An 18,255-nucleotide genomic window follows, 5' to 3' on the forward strand; every position below is an offset into this window, starting at 1 on the left:
TTTCTTAGCGGTTATTCACTCGTTCGCCGCGCATCCAAGTGAAAAGTGTCGCCGTTAGTCGGGACATGGCGAATGCAAGCACCCCCGGGACTGGCATGTACGCGGTGGCGGTCGGCCCCTACCTGTACACCCCGGCCGCTGCGTACTCCTCGGCGGACGACAGGGGTACCCTCAGTAAAAACGGTGTTCCGGTCGTACTACAGGTGACCGAACCGTTGCTGCAGAATTTCCTCTCTGTTGTCCGGCAGCTGGAATCCGACCTCGCCGACCGGTGGTCGTGCTCGGTATTCTCATGAATGACGAACGCTTCGACCGTCTCTGGCGCGGTGCCGATTATCTGGACGAGTTCGAGTCGAAGGGCACCGGCCGGCACCGGGCCGCGACCGCTTACCCCGAGCCCCTGGCGCCACCGGATCCCGCCTGGGACCCGGCCGAGGAGCTGGCCTACCTGCTGCAGAAGGCGAGCCAGGAGGAGCTCGAGAGGTCCGAGTTCGAGCGGTCCGACTTCGGCAGGCCTGAGTTCGGAAGGCCGGAGTTCGGGAAGTCCGAGTTCGGGAAGTCCGAGTTCGGGAAGCCCGAGTTCGGGAAGCCCGTACCCAACCCCCGTGACGAGGCGTCGGTGACCGCCCCGCCCGCCGGGAGCCCCATGAGGCATCTGCAGGAGATCACGGCCGAGTTGCCGCCGGTGCGCGGGAACCGCCGGGGGCACCGGAAGATTCCCGTCCGCAGACGCCTGGACGCTTTGCGTATCGCCAGTTATCTCATCGCCGCGCTGGCGGCGGTCATCGTGTCGATGGTCAGCTTCTTCAGCGGCGTGATCACCTATGAGCCGCTGCTCGTCATCACCTCGCGCAGCCAGGGCAGCGCCCACGCCTGGTGGCCCATGCTGGTCTACGGCCCGTGGATGGCCGCGTCGCTGTCCATCCTGCGTGCCGCGCTGCACCGGCGCCGTGCCGTGCACTCCTGGTTCGTCGTTCTGCTGTTCTCCTCCGTCGCGGTGCTCCTCTGTGTCGTCCAGGCGCCCCGGACCGTGGCCGACACGGCCGCGGCGGCCCTGCCGGGTGTCGCGGCGCTGGCGTGCTTCCAGCAGCTCGTCCGGCAGATCACCCTGACCCGGCCGCCCCGGCGAGCCGCGCCGCGGCACCGCTCGCGCCCTTCCTCGGAGAACTCCGAGAGCTCCGCCGCGCGTGGGAGCGGCAACGGGAGCGGCAAGTCGCCCTGACCGAGCGTCAGCCGGGTGGCCGGGCAGACCCCCGCCGCCCCAGCAGCTCCGCCAGCCCCCGACGCGTGGCGGCCAGCACCACCCGGTCCTCCGCCCGCAGTACGTACCCCTCGTCCGCCTCCGGCCGCCCCTCCAGCGCCAGCACCCGCCAGGCCCCCGCCCGGAACGCCGCCTCCACCGTCCGCCCCTCCAGCTGCGGGTGCCCGCCGACCCTCACCACCGCGAACAACAGCACCCGCCGCTCCACGGGGATCGCCCCCAGGATCTGCCGCCCCAGCATCGCCCCCGCGAAGGCGGGCGCGGCCAGATGCGTCACGCTCCGGCTGCGGGTGTGCGCATGGGGGTGCGCGGCCCGCAGGGTGCGGTAGACGGCGGTCGCGAAGTCGTCGTCGTACAGCCGCAGCACCACCCGCAGATCCGGCCGCACGGACCGCGCGTACAGCACGGCCTCCAGGTTCGTGGTGTCGGCACTGGTCACCGCCAGCAAGGCGTGCGCGCGATGGATCTTGGCGGCCTCCAGCACCCCTTCCTGGGTCACGTCCCCCAGCACCACCGGCACCCGCAACCGCCGTGCCGTGGCCAGCCCCCGCGCCTCCGGATCGGACTCCACGCACACCACGGGGATGTGCAGCTCCCGCAGCCGCGTCAGCACTCGCGTACCGATCTTGCCCAGCCCGAGCAGCACCACGTGCCCGCCCAGCCCGCGCGGTGGCTTGCGCAGCGCGGACGCGGTCCGGAAGGTTCCCAGCGCCTCCAGGACCGCGGCCAGCAGCACGGGCAGCAGCAGCAGGCCGATCAGGCCGGACAGCAGTTGCAGGATCTGCCGGCCGAGGGACTGCCCGAGGGCCGGGTCGTCGATGGCGAACATGTCCAGCAGGGTCAGGTAGAAGGCGCTCAGTGGGTGAATACCGGTCACCACGGACAGCGCGACCGCCAGCGCGACCACACACCCGACCATCCCGGCCAGCGACCAGCGCAGCCGCCGCGAGAACAGCGACGCGAGCGGCGGCACGCCTCCGACGCCCCGTCCGGTCGCCAGCGGCGCCCCGGCGGAGTACGACACCTGCTCCAGCACCACCACCCCCCGGCCTGTGGCGTCCCGCACCTCCGCCGCGTCGGGCAGCAGCCGCGGCCCCTGCTCGCCGCTGCTCTCGGACCCGTCCGCCCCGGCCGGATCGCTGCTGGTCGCCGACAGCAGCGCCAGTGTGCACAGCCCCGGGTCGGCGACCTGCCCCGACGCCGGGGGCGGCCGTTCCACCGCGCGCAGCAGCAGACCGTCGGTCTGGACGACCTTGCTGGTGCCGGTGACCGCGGTGGCGGCCAGCGCGGGCGCCGCGGTGTCCGCGTCGGACAGCACGACCGTGGAGGCGTCGTCCGTCGACGGGTCGGTCCCGGCCAACGCAGCGGCCTGGTCGAGGAGTTCCTCGATGTGCTGTCCCAACCGCCGGTTGTACAGCCGCAGTACGAGCCGCAGCCGCGGATTGAGGCGCCGCGCGGTGAGCGCGGCCCGGATGTTGGTCTCGTCGTCGTCGTACACCAGCGCCAGCGCGACCGCCTGGTCCACACCGGCCTCGGCGAGCACCGCCTCGCTGGGTTCGGCGGCCTCCAACAGCCGCTCCCCGCGCGGCGGTTCACCCGCGCCGCCGCCGGTGTTGCCGTTGGGGCTTCCCGTGCCCCGTCCCACCGCGGCGTTCACCATCCGGTCCAGCAGCGCGGCCGAGGCGGCCCGGGCCCGCCCGACCACCGGTGGCCGGGCGGTGAGTTCGTTCGGCGGTACGACGAGCGTCACCTGCTCCCCGTACACCCCGCGCAGCTCGGCGGCCAGCCGGTGCGCGAGCCCGTCGTCCCCGCACACCACCATGTGCGCGGGCGCGCCACTGTGCCCAGCCTGATACGGAACGCTCCCCACGAGGGAAAAGACTGCCCCAAAGACACAGGTGGTTCCAGCGATCGCCTGAACACTCGGGGCCGGTATGGCGTATTCAAGGGGAGGGCGAGTACGCAGAGCACGCGCCCGGAACGCGGACCGGCGCCCGTACGCGGAGGTACCCCAGTCGTGGCCATCACCGAGGAAGCCCCGCCCGGGCACGCGCCCCACGACGCGCCGCCCGGCACCGGCGAGCGGCCGGAGCGGGAGGGCTGGCACCTCGACTCCCCGCTCGCGCTGACGCTCCTGATGCTCCTGGTGGTGGTGTTGCAGGGCCCGATCCGCGGCGCGCTGTCCACCCCGGTGATGCAGAGCTGGATGACGGTGTTCGTCGCGGTGGTCGTGCAGGCGCTGCCCTTCCTCGCCCTGGGCGTCCTGCTGTCGGCGGCGATCGCGGTGTTCGTGCCGCCGTCGTTCTTCGCCCGCGCCCTGCCCGCCCGGCCCGCCCTCGCCGTGCCGGTCGCCGGGCTGGCGGGCGCGGTGCTGCCGGGCTGCGAGTGCGCGTCCGTGCCCGTGGCCGGGGCGCTGGTCCGGCGCGGAGTCACCCCGGCCGCGGCGATCGCCTTCCTGCTCTCCGCCCCCGCGATCAACCCGATCGTCCTGACGGCCACCGCCGTCGCCTTCCCGCGCGACCCCGAGATGGTCCTCGCCCGCTTCGCCGCGAGCCTGCTGGTGGCCTGCGCGATGGGCTGGCTGTGGCAGCGTCTCGGCCGCACCGACTGGATCCGTCCCCCGGCGCACGGCGCGCACGAGGGGCAGAGCAGGGGTGAGGCCTTCTGGGGATCGGTCCGGCACGACCTGATGCACGCCGGCGGTTTCCTGGTCCTCGGCGCGATGGCGGCGGCGACGCTGAAGGCGGTGGCCCCGGCGGACTGGTTGCGCACGGCGGCCGGCAATCCGGCGTTCTCGATCCTGGCCCTGGCGGTACTCGCCGTGCTGCTGTCGATCTGCTCGGAGGCGGACGCGTTCGTGGCGGCCTCGCTCACCCAGTTCTCGCTCACGGCCAAGCTGGCGTTCCTGGTCGTCGGCCCGATGATCGACCTGAAGCTGTTCGCGATGCAGGCGGGCACCTTCGGCCGCGGCTTCGCGCTGCGCTTCGCCCCCGCCACCTTCGCCCTCGCCATCGCGGGCGCGGTCCTGACCGGGACGGTGCTGCTGTGAACCGGCAGGCCCAGGCGGCGGTCCTGTTCCTGACCGGCGCGGCCCTGCTGCACGCGGGCTTCACCGACCTCTACCTGCGCTACGTCAAGGCCGGCCTGCGCCCGCTGCTGCTGACGGCCGGGGCGCTTTTGATCGTGACGGCGCTGGCGACGGCGTGGTACGAGTGGAAACGCGGCCGGTCCAAGCCCTCCGCCGAACAGACCGCGGCCACGGCCGACGCCCACGTCCACCGCGAGCCCCGTATCTCCTGGCTCCTCGTCCTCCCGCTGTTCGCCCTCATCCTGGTCGCCCCGCCGGCCCTGGGCTCCTACAGCGCGATGCGCACCGGTACGGCCCTGCAGCAGCCGTACGGCTACTCGGACCTGCCCGCCGGGGACCCCGTGCCGATCGGCCTGGTGGACTACGCGGGCCGCGCGGTCTACGACCACGGCCACTCCCTCGGCGACCGCCGTGTACGCGTCACCGGCTTCCTCGCCCTGGACCGCACCGGCACCCCGTACCTGGTCCGTATGGCCCTCAACTGCTGCGCCGCCGACGCCCAGCCGGTGAAGATCGGCCTCACCGGGAAGATCCCGCCGGTCCTGCAGCCCGACAGCTGGCTGGAGGTGACGGGCACCTACAGCGCCAGGCAGGTCCGGGACCCCGTCAACAACGGCCCGATCCCGTTCCTGAAGGTGACCGCGGCCAAGCCGGTGCCCACGCCGCACGACCCCTACGACGAGAGCTGGAACAACTGACTCACCGGCCCTCCGCCCCACCGCGGCCGACGCCGTCGTCACCCCCGCCGTTCCAGTCGTACGGCCCGCCGCCGCGCCACTCGATCAGCTCGGGATCGTCGACGGCCTGGTCCACGGCGGGCAGCCCGGCACGGTGCACGAGGTCCAGCACGTCGAACAGGTCGTACGCCGTCCCCACGCGCTCACCGCGCACCGTCACCTGCCGGCCACCGTCCGCGGCCGGTGGCAGCACCACCACAGGAGGACCCGTACTCATGCCACCACCATGCGTCAGCCGCGGCGGAAACGCAGCACGTCACAGTGGCGTGGCCGGCCAGTCCAGCAGCCGGGCGCCGATCACGGCGGTCTGCAGCGTGTAGCGGTGGGCGGGGTCCGCCGGGTTGGCGCCGGTGAGGCGGTGGATGCGTTCCAGCCGGTAGGTCAGGGCGCGCACGCTCAGCGAGAGGCGGCGGGCGGCCTCCGCGGCCACGCAGCCGCAGTCGAAGTAGGCCGTCAGAGTGTCCAGGAGGGGCCGGGCGCCGCCCCGGGCGGTGGTCAGCGGGCCGAGGGCACCGCGCACGAGGTCGGCCATGGCCTGCCGGTCACGGGTGAGGACCGGGTAGACGAGCAGGTCGGCGGCGCGCAGGACCGGGTCCGCCAGCTCCAGGCGCTCGGCCAGTTCCAGGGTGTTCAGTGCCTCCTCGTAGGACTGGACGACCCCGCCGGCGCCGGGCTGGGGGCGGCCGATGGCGACCCGGCCGCCGGCCGTGGCCGTGTTCGCCTGTTGGGCGAAGTGGGTGAGGATCTCGTCCTGGTCGCCGGGTGCGACGCACAGCATCCGGCCGCCCTTGGTGGTGAGCAGGATGCTGCGGTCGCCGAACCGGGTGATGAGGGAGCGTTCCACCTGCCGGGGGACCGGGCCGCCCTCGTCGTACGCGGTCGGTCCCTGCGCGACGGCGACCGCGTGGGCGTGCGAGAGGCGCAGCCCGAAGCGTTCCGCGCGTTCGGCGAGGCGGCCCAGGTCGCTGCGGCCGTAGAGGAGGTCGTCGATGAACTCGCGGCGGGCCGCCTCCTCCTGGCGTATGGCGTGCCGCTGGGCGCGTTCGTAGCCCTCGGCGAAGGCGTCGACGGCCTGCTGTACGGCGGCGAGGGTGCTGTCGGTCGAGCCCGGGACGCCGGGCCAGGCGGCGCGGGTGGCGGCCAGATGGGCCCTGACCAGCGCACGCAGCCCGTGCCCCGCCTCGGCGGCCCGTTCGCCCAGGACGCGCCGGGCCCGGAGCTCGTCCCGGGTCGGGCGCCGGCCGGTGGCGGAGACGTCCGCCAGCAGCTGGGCGTACCCGCTCAGATAGTGGTCGGGTATCTCCTGCTCCGTCACGCCGCCCCCCGGAATCCTGACGCGCCGGTGGCACTTTCCTGACGGCCCCCCGGCACGCAGACCTTACCCGGACCCCTGGCCGCCGCTCCGGCGGCCTCGCGTACCGGACGGGGCTGGTTCCGGCCGCGGGGCAGGGACCGGCCGGCCCGGTTCAGTAACCCTTGACGAAGTCGATGACGTACCACTTGCTGGTGGTGGCGTTGTAGAGCGCGGTGAGGAAGTCGCGCTTGTTCGCCGTCGTGGTCAGGGTGACCGTGGGGATGGTGGTGCCGAGTTTGAAGACGGAGTTGAGAGTCAGGGTGCGCCCGCCGGTGGCGTCCTGGATGAGTTCCCAGACGGCGCGCTGGCCGTCGGTGGGGTTGGTCGGGGCCCCGAGCGTCCGGTTGCCGCCGAGCGTGACGCGGAAGTGGTTGCCGAGCGCGGCGTTGGTGGCGATGGTGGGTGCGTCGGTCAGCGTCACCGGGGCGGGGTGGACGCGGCTGTCGACGTAGTCCTTGCGGGTCAGGTGCTGGGCCTGGGTGGGCGAGGCGGTGGTGGAGACGTTGCCCTCGTAGTAGGCGTCGGCGGCACCGTAGACGAACCCGGTGGCCACCGTGCCGCCGGAGGTGTCGTTGGTGATGTTGGTGTCGCCGGAGAGCGCCAGCGCGGAGACGTTGCTGAAGTCTCCGAGCGTGGCCGAGCAGCCGGAGTCGACCTTGATGGAGTTGGGTGCCGACACCTGGGGGGTGTTCTCGGCGAAGCCGAGGACGGTGATGCCGCGTGCCGACCCGGTGACCCAGATGCTGGTGTTGGGGCTGTCGTAGGTGAAGGAGTTGTACAGCCCCACGCCGATGGCCCCGCTGATCTTCCAGCTGTAGCCGTTGTAGCCGGTTCCCCGGTTCACCGCCGACTCCGCGCCGCAGCCGGTGAAGCTGATGCCCTGGGTTCCGGTGCCGACGACCTCGTACCCGATGCCGCAGAAGTCGGCGGCGCAGCTCACGAAGGAGCAGTAGGCCATGGTGTCCACGCGGAACCCGGCGTTGGTGACCGTGTCGGCGTAACAGCCCACGAACGAGCAGCTGGTGCCGGCGGCTCCGCCGGAGACGCCGTGGACGTCCCATCCGTGGTTGCCGTTGTTCGCCGAGGTCACGCCCGTGAAGGTGGACACGATGGGGTTGGAGAGCTTGATCCCGGTGCCGCCGAACTTTCGCACCGTCAGGCGCGAGAAGGACAGGGAGACGGTCGCGGGATTGCTGGTCCGCGTCAGGTTGATGCCGTTGCCCGAGCCGCTCTGCGGGCCCTCCAGGGTGAGGTCCTGCATGGTCAGGCGGGTGATGTCCGTGCCGATCACCGCGTCGGCCGTGGTGCTCGTCTGCTTGATGACCGATGCTCCCTCGCTGACTCCGGCCAGGATGAGGTAGGAGTCGGCGACGAGCGCTGAGGTGATCTTGTAGGTGCCGGCGGGGAACACGACCGTTCCGCCGGAGGTCGCCGCGTTTATCGCTGACTGGATGGCTGTGGTGTCGTCGGTGGTTCCGTTTCCGGTGGCGCCGTAATCCACGACGTTGAACCAGTAGCTGGTCGCCACGTTGTTCTCCGTTCCGCTCAGGCTTTTTTCGTGCTGGATAGAGAAGGCGCCGAGGGTTTTCACCGGATGTCGAACGTCAGCGTGTAAATAAGGGTCCCACCATGGCGATTCCCGTAGGATCGACCTCAAAACCCTGAATGAAATAGTACGATTATCGTACAGAGAACAGTCTGCGGAGCTCGTGGAACGGCGGGATCAGCTTCGTCAGCGCCAGTCCGGCGAAGACGAGCGTGAAGACGGCCACGATCCACGCCAGCGTGTCCAGACCGGACCAGGACAGCACACCTGCCCCGGTGAGGCCCGGGCCGATGGTTCCGGCGGCACTGTAGTACGGGCTCACACCCGTCTCCTTCCAGGATTCCAGGAATAGCGAATGCCGTTTCATACTATTAACGGCCCACGCTCCGGTGGATCTTCGACATGCCGCAATGGGCCAAGCGTGGAACCCGGCCCGCGCGCCTGAACGCCAGGGGTGTGTGCGCCTGCCTAGCCTGCTCGCGGTGACCACGGCTGGGAGAGGGCCGGATGAGACTGGTGGTGCTGATTCCGGCCCATAACGAGGCCGGAAGGATCACGGCGGCACTGCGTTCCCTGCGCAGTCAGAGCCGGCCTCCGGACGCCGTCGTCGTGATCAGCGACAACAGCACCGACGACACCGTGGGCGTCGCCCGCTCCCACGGCGCTGAGGTCATGGAGTCCCTCGACAACACCGAGAAGAAGGCCGGTGCCCTCAACCAGGCACTGGACCGGCTGCTGCCCACCCTGGACGACCAGGACGCCGTGGTGGTGATGGACGCCGACTCCGTCATCGCCCGGGACTTCCTGGCCGTCGCCGAACAGCGGCTGAACGCCGACCGGCAACTGGGCGCGGTGGGCGGCATCTTCTACGGAGACCCCGGCGGCGGCCTGCTCGGCCAGCTGCAGCGCAACGAGTACCTCCGCTACGGCCGGGACATCGTGCGCCACCGGGGCCGGGTCCTCGTCCTCACCGGCACCGCCTCCGTGCTGCGGGTGCGCGCCCTGCGCGACGTGGCCGCCACCCGCGGCACCGTACTGCCGGGCAGGCGCGGCCGGGTCTACGACACCCTCGCCCTCACCGAGGACAACGAGCTCACACTCGCCATGAAGACCCTGTCCTGGAAGCTGATCTCCCCGCCCGCCTGCACCGTGACCACGGAACTCATGTCCAGCTGGCGCGACCTGTGGCACCAGCGCATGCGCTGGCAGCGCGGCGCCCTGGACAACCTGCGCCACTACGGGCTCACCCGCGTCACCCTCCGCTACTGGGGCCAGCAGGCGGGCATCGGGGCCGGGGTGATCGCCATGTTCCTGTACATGCTGCTCATGGCCCTCACCGCGGTCATCGGCGGCTGGCATCTGCAGCCGTTCTGGATCGCCATCGGCTGTGTGTTCGTCCTCGAACGCACCATCACCACCTGGACCGGCGGCTGGCGCGCCCGGCTGCTCGCCCTCCCCCTCGTCATCGAACTGGCCTACGACATCTTCATCCAGGCCGTCTTCGTACGCTGCCTGACCGACTTCCTCACCCGCCGCCCCACACGGTGGCACCACCCGGGGGAGCGGGAAGGCCTGGTCGAACCGTCCTGACGGCGGCCCTTCACGCGGTCGTCCCGACGGGCGTGATCGGGCTGAAGCTGCTCTGATGGAGGTGGGGGCGTCTGTCCAGGGGGGATGTGTCGGGAACACCCATGTCCCGGAGATCCGGAGATCCCCATGAGTACCCATCGAGTCGCGCAGGTGGCCGCCGCCGGTGGCCGGTTCGAGATCGTCGAGCGGGAGGTGCCGCGGCCGGGCCCGGGCCAGGTACGGATCGCCGTGGAGGCCTGCGGGATCTGCCACAGCGACGTCTTCTTCGTGAACGCGGCGGTGCCGGGTGTCCGGTTCCCGGTGGTCCCGGGCCATGAGGTCGCGGGGCGAATCGACGAGGTCGGCGAGGGAACGTACAGCGGCTGGCAGGTGGGTGACCGGGTGGCGGTGGGCTGGTTCGGCGGCAGCTGCATGCACTGCACGCCGTGCCGGCAGGGCGACTTCATCACATGCGAGAACCTGAAGGTGCCCGGCTGGGCGTACGACGGAGGCTACGCCGAGACGATGATCGCACCGGCCGACGCCCTGGCCCGGATCCCCGACGCCCTCACGGCGACCGACGCGGGACCCCTGGCCTGCGCGGGCGTCACGGTGTTCAACGGCCTGCGGCGCAGCCCCGCACGACCCGGCGACCTGGTCGCCGTCCTGGGCATCGGCGGCCTGGGGCACCTCGCGGTGAAGTACGCGGTCGCCATGGGGTTCGAGACCGTGGCCATCGCCCGCGGCGCCGACAAGGCGGACTTCGCCAAGCAGCTCGGCGCCCACCACTACATCGACAGCACCGCGGGCACCGCCGTCGCGGACGCTCTGAGCTCCCTCGGCGGCGCGAGCGTGGTCCTGGCCACCGCGGCCAACTCCGACGCCATCACCGCGACCGTCGACGGGCTGCGCCCCCGCGGCGAGCTCGTGGTCATCGGCGCCGACGCCGAACCCCTGGGAATCAGCCCGGTCCAGCTCCTCATGGCCGGCCGAATCGTCCGCGGCCACCCGTCCGGCACCGCCCAGGACATCCAGGACACCATGGCCTTCAGCGCCCTGCACGGCATCCGCCCAACCATCGAGACCACACCACTCGACCAGGCCGACGAGGCCTACCAGCGCATGCTGTCCGGCGCGGCCCGCTTCCGCATGGTCCTCACAACCCGCTGACGCCCGCACGTCAGCCCAGGGGCACCCGGCTGACCCGTATCTTCGACTGGCCGTGCGGGCGCCGCTCCCAGTCCTCCATGAAGCGGGCGTGCAGGCCGTGCTCGCGGGCCAGGGCGAGGAGGGTCTCGGTGCGGTAGTAGAAGTCCTCGCGCAGCACCTGATGTTCGGTGCCCTCGGTGCGGTCGAAGGTGAAGTCGAAGAACCCGGTGCCGGTCAGCACCCGGCCGACGTGGGCGAGGCATTCGTCGATGACCTCGATCGGCGAGTGGGAGAAGACGCTGTGCGCGTGGATGACGTCGAAGTGGTCGCTGGGCAGGAAATCCAGGGTGAGGTCGCCGGTGATGGTCAGGTGCGGCAGCTTGTCCTGGAGGTGGCGCTCGGCGAGGGTCTTCTTGGCGGCCATCAGGATGTCGGGCGAGATGTCGATGCCGTAGTAGTGGCCGGTGTCGAGGTGGTCGATGAAGCGCCAGCCGCCGCGCAGGTTGCCGCAGCCGATGTCGAGCATGCGGTGCTCGGGGCGCAGCCCGTGCTCGACGAGGTAGTCGAACTGCATCTGCCCGAGCGCCAGCCAGCGGTCGTGCGTCTGGCTGCCGACCGCGGCCTCCGGATTGCGCCGGGTGTCCGAGGCCATCACGGCCCGGTAGTAGCCGACGTGGTCGGGGTGCTTCAGACGCAGCCAGGCGTCCCGGCCCGCCCGGCGCAGGTACGGGGTGACGCGGCCGGGGTGGCGCAGGGCATAGCCGAGCTTGTGGGTGAGGGCGGCGCGGTTGTTACGCAGCTTCTTCGGCGACTTGGCGTCAGCGGGCATGGCGAAGCGACCTCCGTGCAAAGGTGAGAGAGATTGGGGGAGTTGAGGGAGTGTCGGTGCCGCGCGGTCAGGCGCGACGGCGCAGAAGCACCACGGTGACGGCCGTGAGCAGGACAGCGAGCCCGCCGAGGACGGCGGTGTCCATCCACTGGAAGGCCCAGTAGTCGCCTGCCGGGTTGGCCTCGTAGAAGCGGGCGACGTACCCGTGCTGGGCCATGCACTCCCTGAGCTCGGCGCTCGACGGGAAGGGGCAGTTCATTACGTCGTCGCGGCGGCCGGAGGCGGTGATCAGGCCGTAGTGGCCGGTCGACCACTTCTCGCCCATGGGCGGCTTGGGTGCGCTGCCGGCACTGGTGTAGGTGTGCGGCGGAACCAGCAGTCGCGCCCTGTGGACCCGCTCCAGTACGAGCGTCATCGCCCCGGTCACCAGGAGGGTCAGGCCCATCGCCGCCAGGACCCGGCGGGCCAGCAGACCCAACAGCGTGCCGGCCGCCAGGCCGAACAGGGCGGCCGCGACGACGCGCGGGCCCGAGCCGCTCAGGGCCGTGTTCTCGTACCAGAACACGCCGTAGCTCCGGTCGGCGGCCGGTCGCCACCACCACGCGAACACCGCCGTGAGCAGGCCGGAGAGGGTCACCGTGGTCGCCGCGGCGAGGGCCGTCCGGGAGGCGAACCACTGGCCGCGGCTCGCGCCCTGGGCCAGGACCATGCGGTGTGTGCCCAACTCCAGGTCGCGGCCCAGCAGCGGGGCACCCCAGAAGACGCCGATCATGACCGGCAGCGCGATGTTCAGCGCACCCAGATATCTCAGCGGCTCCACGTCCAGCAGCAGCGGCAGGCCGGTGCCGGGTCGCATACAGAGCAGCGGCCCGGGGTCGCAGTGGTCGAACAGCCCGCTGCGCAGGTCGTCCAGCATGCCCGAGCGGTAGTACGCGGCGATCGCCGCGGCGGCGGCCAGCACGGCCACGCCGATGCCGACCAGCACGCGCTGCTGGCGCCACGCGAGCCAGAGGGAGCCCTTCACGCCGCCGCCTCCGTCCGCTCGGCGGAGGCGGGGCGCTCCGAGTCACCGGCCTGGAGGTAGCCGATCAGCACGTCCTCCAGCCGGGGCCGCTCGACGTGCCAGTCACCGCGCAGCGGTCCGCGCTGCCGTATCAGGGCGGTCAGTTGTCTGCCACCGGCCCGGCGGTGTACGACGGTGTGTCCCGTGGCCAGGGCGTCGGCCTGTTCGGCGTGTCCGGTCACTACGGCGTGACTCTCGCGCAGCGCGTCGGCGTCCTCGCTCAGCTCGACGCGGCCCTTGCGCAGCAGCAGCACCCAGTCGCAGGTCTGCTCCAGTTCGGGCAGGACGTGCGAGGACAGCACGATGCTGGTGCCGCGCTCGGCGGCCTCGGACATGAGAGTCGCCATGATCTCGTCCCGCGCCACCGGGTCTAGGTCGGCCATCGGCTCGTCGAGCAGCAGCAGTTCGGGCTGCTTGCCGAGGGCCAGGGCGAGCGCCACGCGGGTGCGCTGGCCGGGGGACAGCTCACCGACGCGTACGGACAGCGAGATGTCGCCCTCGCGGACGGTCCGCTCGGCGGCCACCTGGTCCCACGAGGAGTTCAGCTTCTCGCCCATCCGCAGGGTGTCCGCCACGGTGAAGCGGGGATAGAGCGGCTTGTCCTGGGTGAGCAGGGCGACCCGGGCGCGTGCCTCGGGCGTGCCCGGTGCGGTGTCCAGCACGCGCAGCTCCCCGGAGCCGGCGTTCAGCAGGCCGCCGGCCAGGTGCAGCAGGGTGCTCTTGCCGGCGCCGTTGCGTCCGACGAGGGCGGTGATCCGGCCGCTGGGCACGGTGAACTCGCAGTCCCGCAGGGTCCAGCCGTCCCGCGCCCGGTATCGGAACCCGAGTCCCGTGGCGCGCAGGGCGGTCGGCGCGTCAGGCCCGGTCATGCGTCCTCCTCTTTACTGCTGTGCTGTCTTCGCTGTTGTCTTTGTCGCTGGAGTGGCTGCCGCCGCTGGTGCTGCTGGCGTCGTAGGCGTCCAGGGCCGCGGTGACCAGGGCGAGGATGTCGGCCCGTTCCAGTCCCGCCGCCCGTGCGCGTGCGGTCCAGCCGGTGAGCTCCGCGCGCAGGGGCGAGTCGTCCTCGGCGCCGGGCCGTGCGAGGGACCGTGTCACGAATGTCCCCAGCCCCCGGCGCAGTTCGACCAGGCCTGCCTGCTCCAGGTCGCGATAGGCCCGGAGCACGGTGTTGGGGTTGATGGCGGTGGCCGCCACCACCTCTTTGGCCGTGGGCAACTTGTCCCCGACCTTCAACGTGCCCATCCGGAGCGCCCGCTCGGTCTGCTCGACGATCTGCACGTAGGCCGGTACGCCGCTGCCACGGTCGATCCGGTACTCGACCACGTCACCTTCCACCGTTTCAGTGTGCTTCCATTAATGAATTAGTACAAGCATGGTGGAGGCGCGGCAGGGATGTCAATCAGGAGCACTACCCGAGCGGCCCTCGTCGTCGCCGTCGCGCTGACCCTCGCCGCCGTTGCCCAGCAACTCGTGCTGCTCGTCGGCCGGGGTGGCCTGCTGCCCGGCTGGCAGCCCTGGCCCTTTCTGCTGGTCGCGGCCCCGGCCTGGTGGTTCGCGCGCCCCCGGTGGCGGCGGGCGGACCCACCCCGGCCGCTGACGGTCGCGATACGCGTGCTGCGCCGCATACCGGCCCCGGCGTACCTCGTGACCGTGCTGGTGCTGACGGCCGGGATCTGGGCCGTCCTCCAGGATCACGAGCCGTACCTGGGACACGAGGAGGCCGTGTACGCCAACAAGGCCCGCTCCTGGGCCGACGGCACCCCCGACGCGGGTTGGGGCCCCTACCGTCCCCTCGGCCTTCCGGTGCTCGGACGCCTGGCGCTCGCCCTCCACGACGACGTGGGCAGCCTGCGCGCGGTGGCCCTGCTGCTCACCCTCTTCACCCTCACCGCGACCTACCTCGTCGCGGCCCGCTGGACGACGCCCCGCCGCGCCGTGGTGGTCGTCCTTCTCCTGCTCTCCGGCCTCGGATTCCTGCGCCGCGTACCGGAGTTCCTCAACGACATCGGCACCACCGGCCTGCTGCTGATCGTCGTCTTCCTCCTCACCCGCGCCCAGGAGGTACGGCACTCCCGCGCCCTGCCCGCCGCGGCCGCCGTGGCGGTGGGCGCCTTCTACATGCGCTACGGCAGCGTGGGCAACCTCCTGGCGACAGCACTGGCCGCGCTGTTCGCCTACGGCCCCCGCGCCTGGCTCGCCCAGGGCCGCCGCCTCGCCGCCGCGCTGGCCATCCTCGCCCTCGGCCTGCTGCCGCACCTCGCCCACGCCACGCGGGTCACCGGATCACCGCTCGGCCTGATCCTGTGGGCCGGTACCCAGGCCAACCGCGCATACGTGGGCGACGGCCTCGTCTACTACCTTGCGATCTTCCCGTACCGCCTGGCCGGAGACCTGGGCGCGGTGGTGATGACCTGCGGACTGCTCCTCGCGGTAGGCGCCCTGCGCCGGAGCGGCGAAGGGCGCCGGGTCTTCCTGGGCTCGACGTCCTTCCTCGTCTTCGTCGCCCTCGGCCTGGCGACGGACGGGGAACCGCGGTTCGTCTACCTCCCGGTCATCCTCCTCACCGTCCTCGGCGTCGAGGCCGTGGCGGAGCGGACCGGCCACTGGAACCGGTTCCTGCTCACCCTCCTCGCCGGACTCGCCGGCCTGACCACCGCCGGTACGACCCAGGTGGTGGCCCACGGAGCCATGCCCGGCCCCGACCGCCTCAGCCGCTCCACCGTCCCCGTCGCCGAGCGGCTCGCGTCGAACGGCCCCTGCCTCCTGGTCACCGGCTACGAACCGGAGACGGGCTGGTACTCGGGCTGCGACGCGGTCACCTACGCCCAGTACCGCCACCTGACCCCGCCCCCCGGAACCCGCATAACCCTGGTTCTCTTCGAACACGGCCGCCTACAACCGGACGCCACCACCCTGGCCCACCTCATCGGCGACCGCGACACCACCGTGCGCACGATGGCGACGGGGGGTGCGCTGGGCAGGGCTACGGTTGTCACGTTGGGGGTGGGGTGATCGCGTCCCCGAAAGCGCCGCCTCAATCGCCGGTCGGCACCGCTTCCAGGAGGTTGGGGACGCCGCAGGCGCTGGCGAGCAGGCCGGCGTAGGCAGTGAGGATGCGGCGGGTGTCCTCAAGGGCCGCGCGGAGTTCCTCGGCCTGGGGCCAGAGCTGTTCGTGGTCACGGCGTGAGCGGTCGGCGGGGCGCCGGTTCTCCCAGTCCTCCAGCGCGGGGTGCCAGCCGGCGAGCAGCGGCCGAATGCCGAAGTTGAGCATCGCGACGGCCAGGAAACCGAAGTTGTACTGCCCGTTCCGCTTGGGCTCCGCCACCTCCGGACCGTGCCTGCGTAGCACGTCGCGGGTCGTGGCGAACAGCGAGTAGAGGCTGCTGAGCGCTTCCCGAAGAAGGCCTTCCTCGGCCCGCAGCGGCACCACGGAGACCCGGGTCACCAGCTCTACGTAGACTTCCCAGGCCGCACGCCGCTCGGCATCGTTCGGCTCCCACGTGCCGGAGATCTGCAGCACGTGCAGATTGAGTTTCACATCTACGCTCTTCGGCGCCCGCACCATGGGGTTTCCCTTCGGCTGCTTCCGGAGTGTCTTCGACTGTGATCCACGCTACCCAGTCGGGTTATGCCTGATCCGGGCTGGTGGGGCCGGTCGGCTCGGCTTCGGGTTGTGTGGCCGTCATGATCGCTTCCGCTACGTCGTTCTGCAGCAGGCCATCGATGATGGACCGGAAGGCTTCGTCGCCGAGGAGAGCTCTCTGTCGGCCGAGCCAGTAGAGAACCGTGCCGGGCGGGCTTCCGATCTCCGATTGCAGCGCCAGCGCCAGCAGCATGTAAGGCACGCCCTCCGCGGGGCGTTGCTGCTCGGTACGGAGCACGCCCAACTGACCGAAGCTGATGGCGATGCCGGAGCGGTCGCCCAGCTCTTCCTCGATGGCGAGGGAGGTCCGGTAGTGTTCCTCGGCCTGCTCGTACTGCCCCTGGTCCTGCGCGATGATGCCCAGTTGGTGGTAACAGGTGGCGATGGCGGAGCGGTCGCCGAGCTCTTCTTTGATGGCCAGGGCGGTTCGGTAGTGTTCCTCGGCCTGCTCGTACTGGCCCCGGTCCTGCGCGATCATGCCGAGCTGACCGTAGCTGTTGGCGATGCCGGAGCGGTCGCCCAGCTCCTCCGAGATGGCGAGGGCGGTCCGATAGTGCTCCTCGGCCTGCTCGTCCTGCCCCCGAAGCTGCGCGATGATGGCCAGCTGGTGGTAGCTGTTCGCTATGCCCGTGCGGTCGCCCAGCTCTTCTTTGATGGCCAGGCAGGTCCGGTAGTACTCCTCGGCCTGCTCGTACTGGCCCCGATTCTGCACGATCATGCCCAGCTGGCCGTAGCTGTTGGCGATGGCGGAGCGGTCGCCCAGCTCTTCTTTGATGGCGAGGGAGGTCCGGTAGTGTTCCTCGGCCTGCCCGTACTGTCCCCGAAGCTGAGCGATGATGCCCAGCTGGTGGTAACCGGTGGCGATGGCGGAGCGGTCGCCCAGCTCTTCCGTGATCGCGAGGGAGGTCCGGTAGTGTTCCTCGGCCTGCCCGTACTGCCCCCGAAGCTGAGCGATGATGCCGAGCTGGTGGTAGCAGGTGGCGATGCCGGACTGGTCGCCCACCCCGTCCCAGATGTCGAGGGAGGTCCGGTAGTGCTCCTCGGCCTGCCCGTACTCCCCCCGCTCTTGCGCGATCATGCCCAACTGGTGGATGTAGGCGGCAGCGGGGCGTGATCGGGCGGGGACCCAGGTGAGGGTCTCCTCGGCCAGGCGCTGCTCCCAGTCCCAGGCACCCCAGGTGTGCAGCTGGGAGCACACGCGCCGGGTGGCGGCAAGGGCCTGGTCGAGGTTGCCGGCCTGGTGGTGATGATGGCGGACTTCGATGAGCTGGGTGATGTCGTCCGCGAGAGACTGGGGCCAGACGTTGACGCGCCATTGCCAGTAAGCGGCGGCCCGACGGTGAGCGGCTGTCAGGGTTTCGGGGCGGGCGCTCTGCCGGAGGGCGTCGGCGGTCCAGTGGTGCACCGTCAGGCCGTTGGGCTGGCTCCCCGGCTCGTCCTGATGTGCGGGGGCGGGCGAGACCAGTCCGAGTTCCAGCAGCCGCCTCAAGGCGTTCCCGGCATGGTCGTCCATTTCGACCGGGGGCCGCCGGTATGCCAGCCAGTCGTCTTCGTAGGCGGCGAGCGTCTCGGGTGGCAGGCCGTAACCGTTCTCCGGTCCCGCTCCGGCCGCTTGCGCCTCGGCGATTCGCTCGTTCACCGTGCGCAGACGCTGTGCGAGTGCGGGGTCAGGCTCGGGAGGCACAGTGAGCTCCGACATCTGCCACGCGGCCCCCGTGAGATCGACCGGGGTGCGGTAGACCGCCAGGCCGTCCAGCAGCCGTCGCGCCCCGGGCACCCCTTCCAACTGATCGAGCAGCGTGTCGAGAAGGACATCGTCCACGGCCAGGGTGACGGTCTCGGCCAGCGCCGTGTCCAGGTCCCCCTCCACCCCGGCCAGCCAGCGCTCAGGATCACGGATGCCGCGGTTCTCCAGCGCGGTTTCCATCCGGTCGGCGATGTCGGGGAAGCGGGCCGGGCCGCCGCGCAGCAGGGCGTCGAGGTATTCCAGGGCCCGTGGGTGGCCTCCGACGTCGG

Annotated in this window: 17 protein-coding genes; 6 read left to right on the forward strand and 11 right to left on the reverse strand. The window is 71.2% G+C overall.

The window, feature by feature from the left end; all coding sequences use genetic code 11:
- The first annotated feature begins 292 nt into the window (after window positions 1-292).
- On the forward strand, window positions 293-1,222 hold the full coding sequence (locus ACZ7L0_RS16755) for a hypothetical protein (RefSeq protein ID WP_471243191.1): 930 nt from the start codon (window positions 293-295) through the stop codon (window positions 1,220-1,222).
- A gap of 7 nt (window positions 1,223-1,229) precedes the next feature.
- Here ACZ7L0_RS16755 and ACZ7L0_RS16760 read toward each other — a convergent pair whose 3' ends face one another.
- Window positions 1,230-3,083, reverse strand: a complete 1,854-nt coding sequence (locus tag ACZ7L0_RS16760; RefSeq protein WP_471243233.1) for an NAD-binding protein — start codon at window positions 3,081-3,083, stop codon at window positions 1,230-1,232.
- 195 nt (window positions 3,084-3,278) lie between these two features.
- Here ACZ7L0_RS16760 and ACZ7L0_RS16765 point away from each other — a divergent pair, with 195 nt between their 5' ends.
- Together ACZ7L0_RS16765 and ACZ7L0_RS16770 are read left to right on the forward strand one after the other, a co-directional pair.
- Complete coding sequence (locus ACZ7L0_RS16765) at window positions 3,279-4,310, forward strand: permease (protein WP_471243192.1); 1,032 nt, start codon at window positions 3,279-3,281, stop codon at window positions 4,308-4,310.
- Entirely contained in the window at window positions 4,307-5,047 is a 741-nt protein-coding gene (locus ACZ7L0_RS16770) for a TIGR03943 family putative permease subunit (RefSeq protein WP_471243193.1), read from the forward strand. Before ACZ7L0_RS16765 ends, ACZ7L0_RS16770 begins: the two co-directional genes overlap by 4 nt.
- Window position 5,048: 1 nt before the next feature.
- Here the strand turns inward: ACZ7L0_RS16770 and ACZ7L0_RS16775 are convergent, their stop codons facing one another.
- The 4 genes from ACZ7L0_RS16775 to ACZ7L0_RS16790 all read right to left on the reverse strand — a co-directional run bounded on the left by ACZ7L0_RS16775 (window position 5,049) and on the right by ACZ7L0_RS16790 (window position 8,308).
- A complete protein-coding gene (locus tag ACZ7L0_RS16775) occupies window positions 5,049-5,303 on the reverse strand; it encodes a hypothetical protein (protein ID WP_471243194.1) in 255 nt (84 codons plus the stop codon).
- A gap of 39 nt (window positions 5,304-5,342) precedes the next feature.
- Window positions 5,343-6,401, reverse strand: coding sequence for a PucR family transcriptional regulator (locus ACZ7L0_RS16780; RefSeq protein ID WP_471243195.1), 1,059 nt, complete (start codon window positions 6,399-6,401; stop codon window positions 5,343-5,345).
- Window positions 6,402-6,552: 151 nt separating this feature from the next.
- A complete protein-coding gene (locus tag ACZ7L0_RS16785; protein WP_471243196.1) occupies window positions 6,553-7,968 on the reverse strand; it encodes a glycosyl hydrolase family 28-related protein in 1,416 nt (471 codons plus the stop codon).
- Window positions 7,969-8,119: 151 nt separating this feature from the next.
- Window positions 8,120-8,308: a hypothetical protein gene (locus ACZ7L0_RS16790; RefSeq protein WP_471243197.1), complete on the reverse strand. Its 189-nt coding sequence runs from the start codon at window positions 8,306-8,308 to the stop codon at window positions 8,120-8,122.
- Window positions 8,309-8,493: 185 nt separating this feature from the next.
- Between ACZ7L0_RS16790 and ACZ7L0_RS16795 the strand changes: the two genes are divergently transcribed.
- Window positions 8,494-9,576: a glycosyltransferase family 2 protein gene (locus ACZ7L0_RS16795; protein ID WP_471243198.1), complete on the forward strand. Its 1,083-nt coding sequence runs from the start codon at window positions 8,494-8,496 to the stop codon at window positions 9,574-9,576.
- A 126-nt stretch (window positions 9,577-9,702) separates the two neighbouring features.
- Complete coding sequence (locus tag ACZ7L0_RS16800) at window positions 9,703-10,725, forward strand: alcohol dehydrogenase (protein ID WP_471243199.1); 1,023 nt, start codon at window positions 9,703-9,705, stop codon at window positions 10,723-10,725.
- 10 nt (window positions 10,726-10,735) lie between these two features.
- Here the strand turns inward: ACZ7L0_RS16800 and ACZ7L0_RS16805 are convergent, their stop codons facing one another.
- From ACZ7L0_RS16805 to ACZ7L0_RS16820, 4 genes are all read right to left on the reverse strand, one after another.
- Window positions 10,736-11,533 (reverse strand): class I SAM-dependent methyltransferase, encoded by a 798-nt coding sequence (locus ACZ7L0_RS16805; protein ID WP_471243200.1) that lies wholly within the window; start codon window positions 11,531-11,533, stop codon window positions 10,736-10,738.
- A gap of 67 nt (window positions 11,534-11,600) precedes the next feature.
- The gene (locus ACZ7L0_RS16810; protein ID WP_471243201.1) at window positions 11,601-12,557 is read right to left on the reverse strand and encodes a transporter; all 957 of its coding nucleotides are present in this window, start codon (window positions 12,555-12,557) and stop codon (window positions 11,601-11,603) included.
- On the reverse strand, window positions 12,554-13,465 hold the full coding sequence (locus tag ACZ7L0_RS16815) for an ABC transporter ATP-binding protein (protein ID WP_471243202.1): 912 nt from the start codon (window positions 13,463-13,465) through the stop codon (window positions 12,554-12,556). The genes ACZ7L0_RS16810 and ACZ7L0_RS16815 overlap by 4 nt, the downstream gene beginning before the upstream one ends.
- Entirely contained in the window at window positions 13,452-13,931 is a 480-nt protein-coding gene (locus tag ACZ7L0_RS16820) for a GntR family transcriptional regulator (protein ID WP_471243203.1), read from the reverse strand. Before ACZ7L0_RS16820 ends, ACZ7L0_RS16815 begins: the two co-directional genes overlap by 14 nt.
- 57 nt (window positions 13,932-13,988) lie before the next feature.
- Here ACZ7L0_RS16820 and ACZ7L0_RS16825 point away from each other — a divergent pair, with 57 nt between their 5' ends.
- Window positions 13,989-15,608: a glycosyltransferase family 39 protein gene (locus ACZ7L0_RS16825; RefSeq protein ID WP_471243204.1), complete on the forward strand. Its 1,620-nt coding sequence runs from the start codon at window positions 13,989-13,991 to the stop codon at window positions 15,606-15,608.
- A 22-nt stretch (window positions 15,609-15,630) separates the two neighbouring features.
- On the opposite strand, the gene ACZ7L0_RS16830 is transcribed toward ACZ7L0_RS16825, so the two are convergent.
- Both ACZ7L0_RS16830 and ACZ7L0_RS16835 read right to left on the reverse strand, forming a co-directional pair.
- On the reverse strand, window positions 15,631-16,161 hold the full coding sequence (locus ACZ7L0_RS16830) for a hypothetical protein (protein ID WP_471243205.1): 531 nt from the start codon (window positions 16,159-16,161) through the stop codon (window positions 15,631-15,633).
- A gap of 61 nt (window positions 16,162-16,222) precedes the next feature.
- The coding region (locus ACZ7L0_RS16835; protein ID WP_471243206.1) for a tetratricopeptide repeat protein at window positions 16,223-18,255 on the reverse strand (2,033 nt) is incomplete at its 5' end.

This window comes from Streptomyces sp. NPDC039424 (assembly GCF_055639495.1).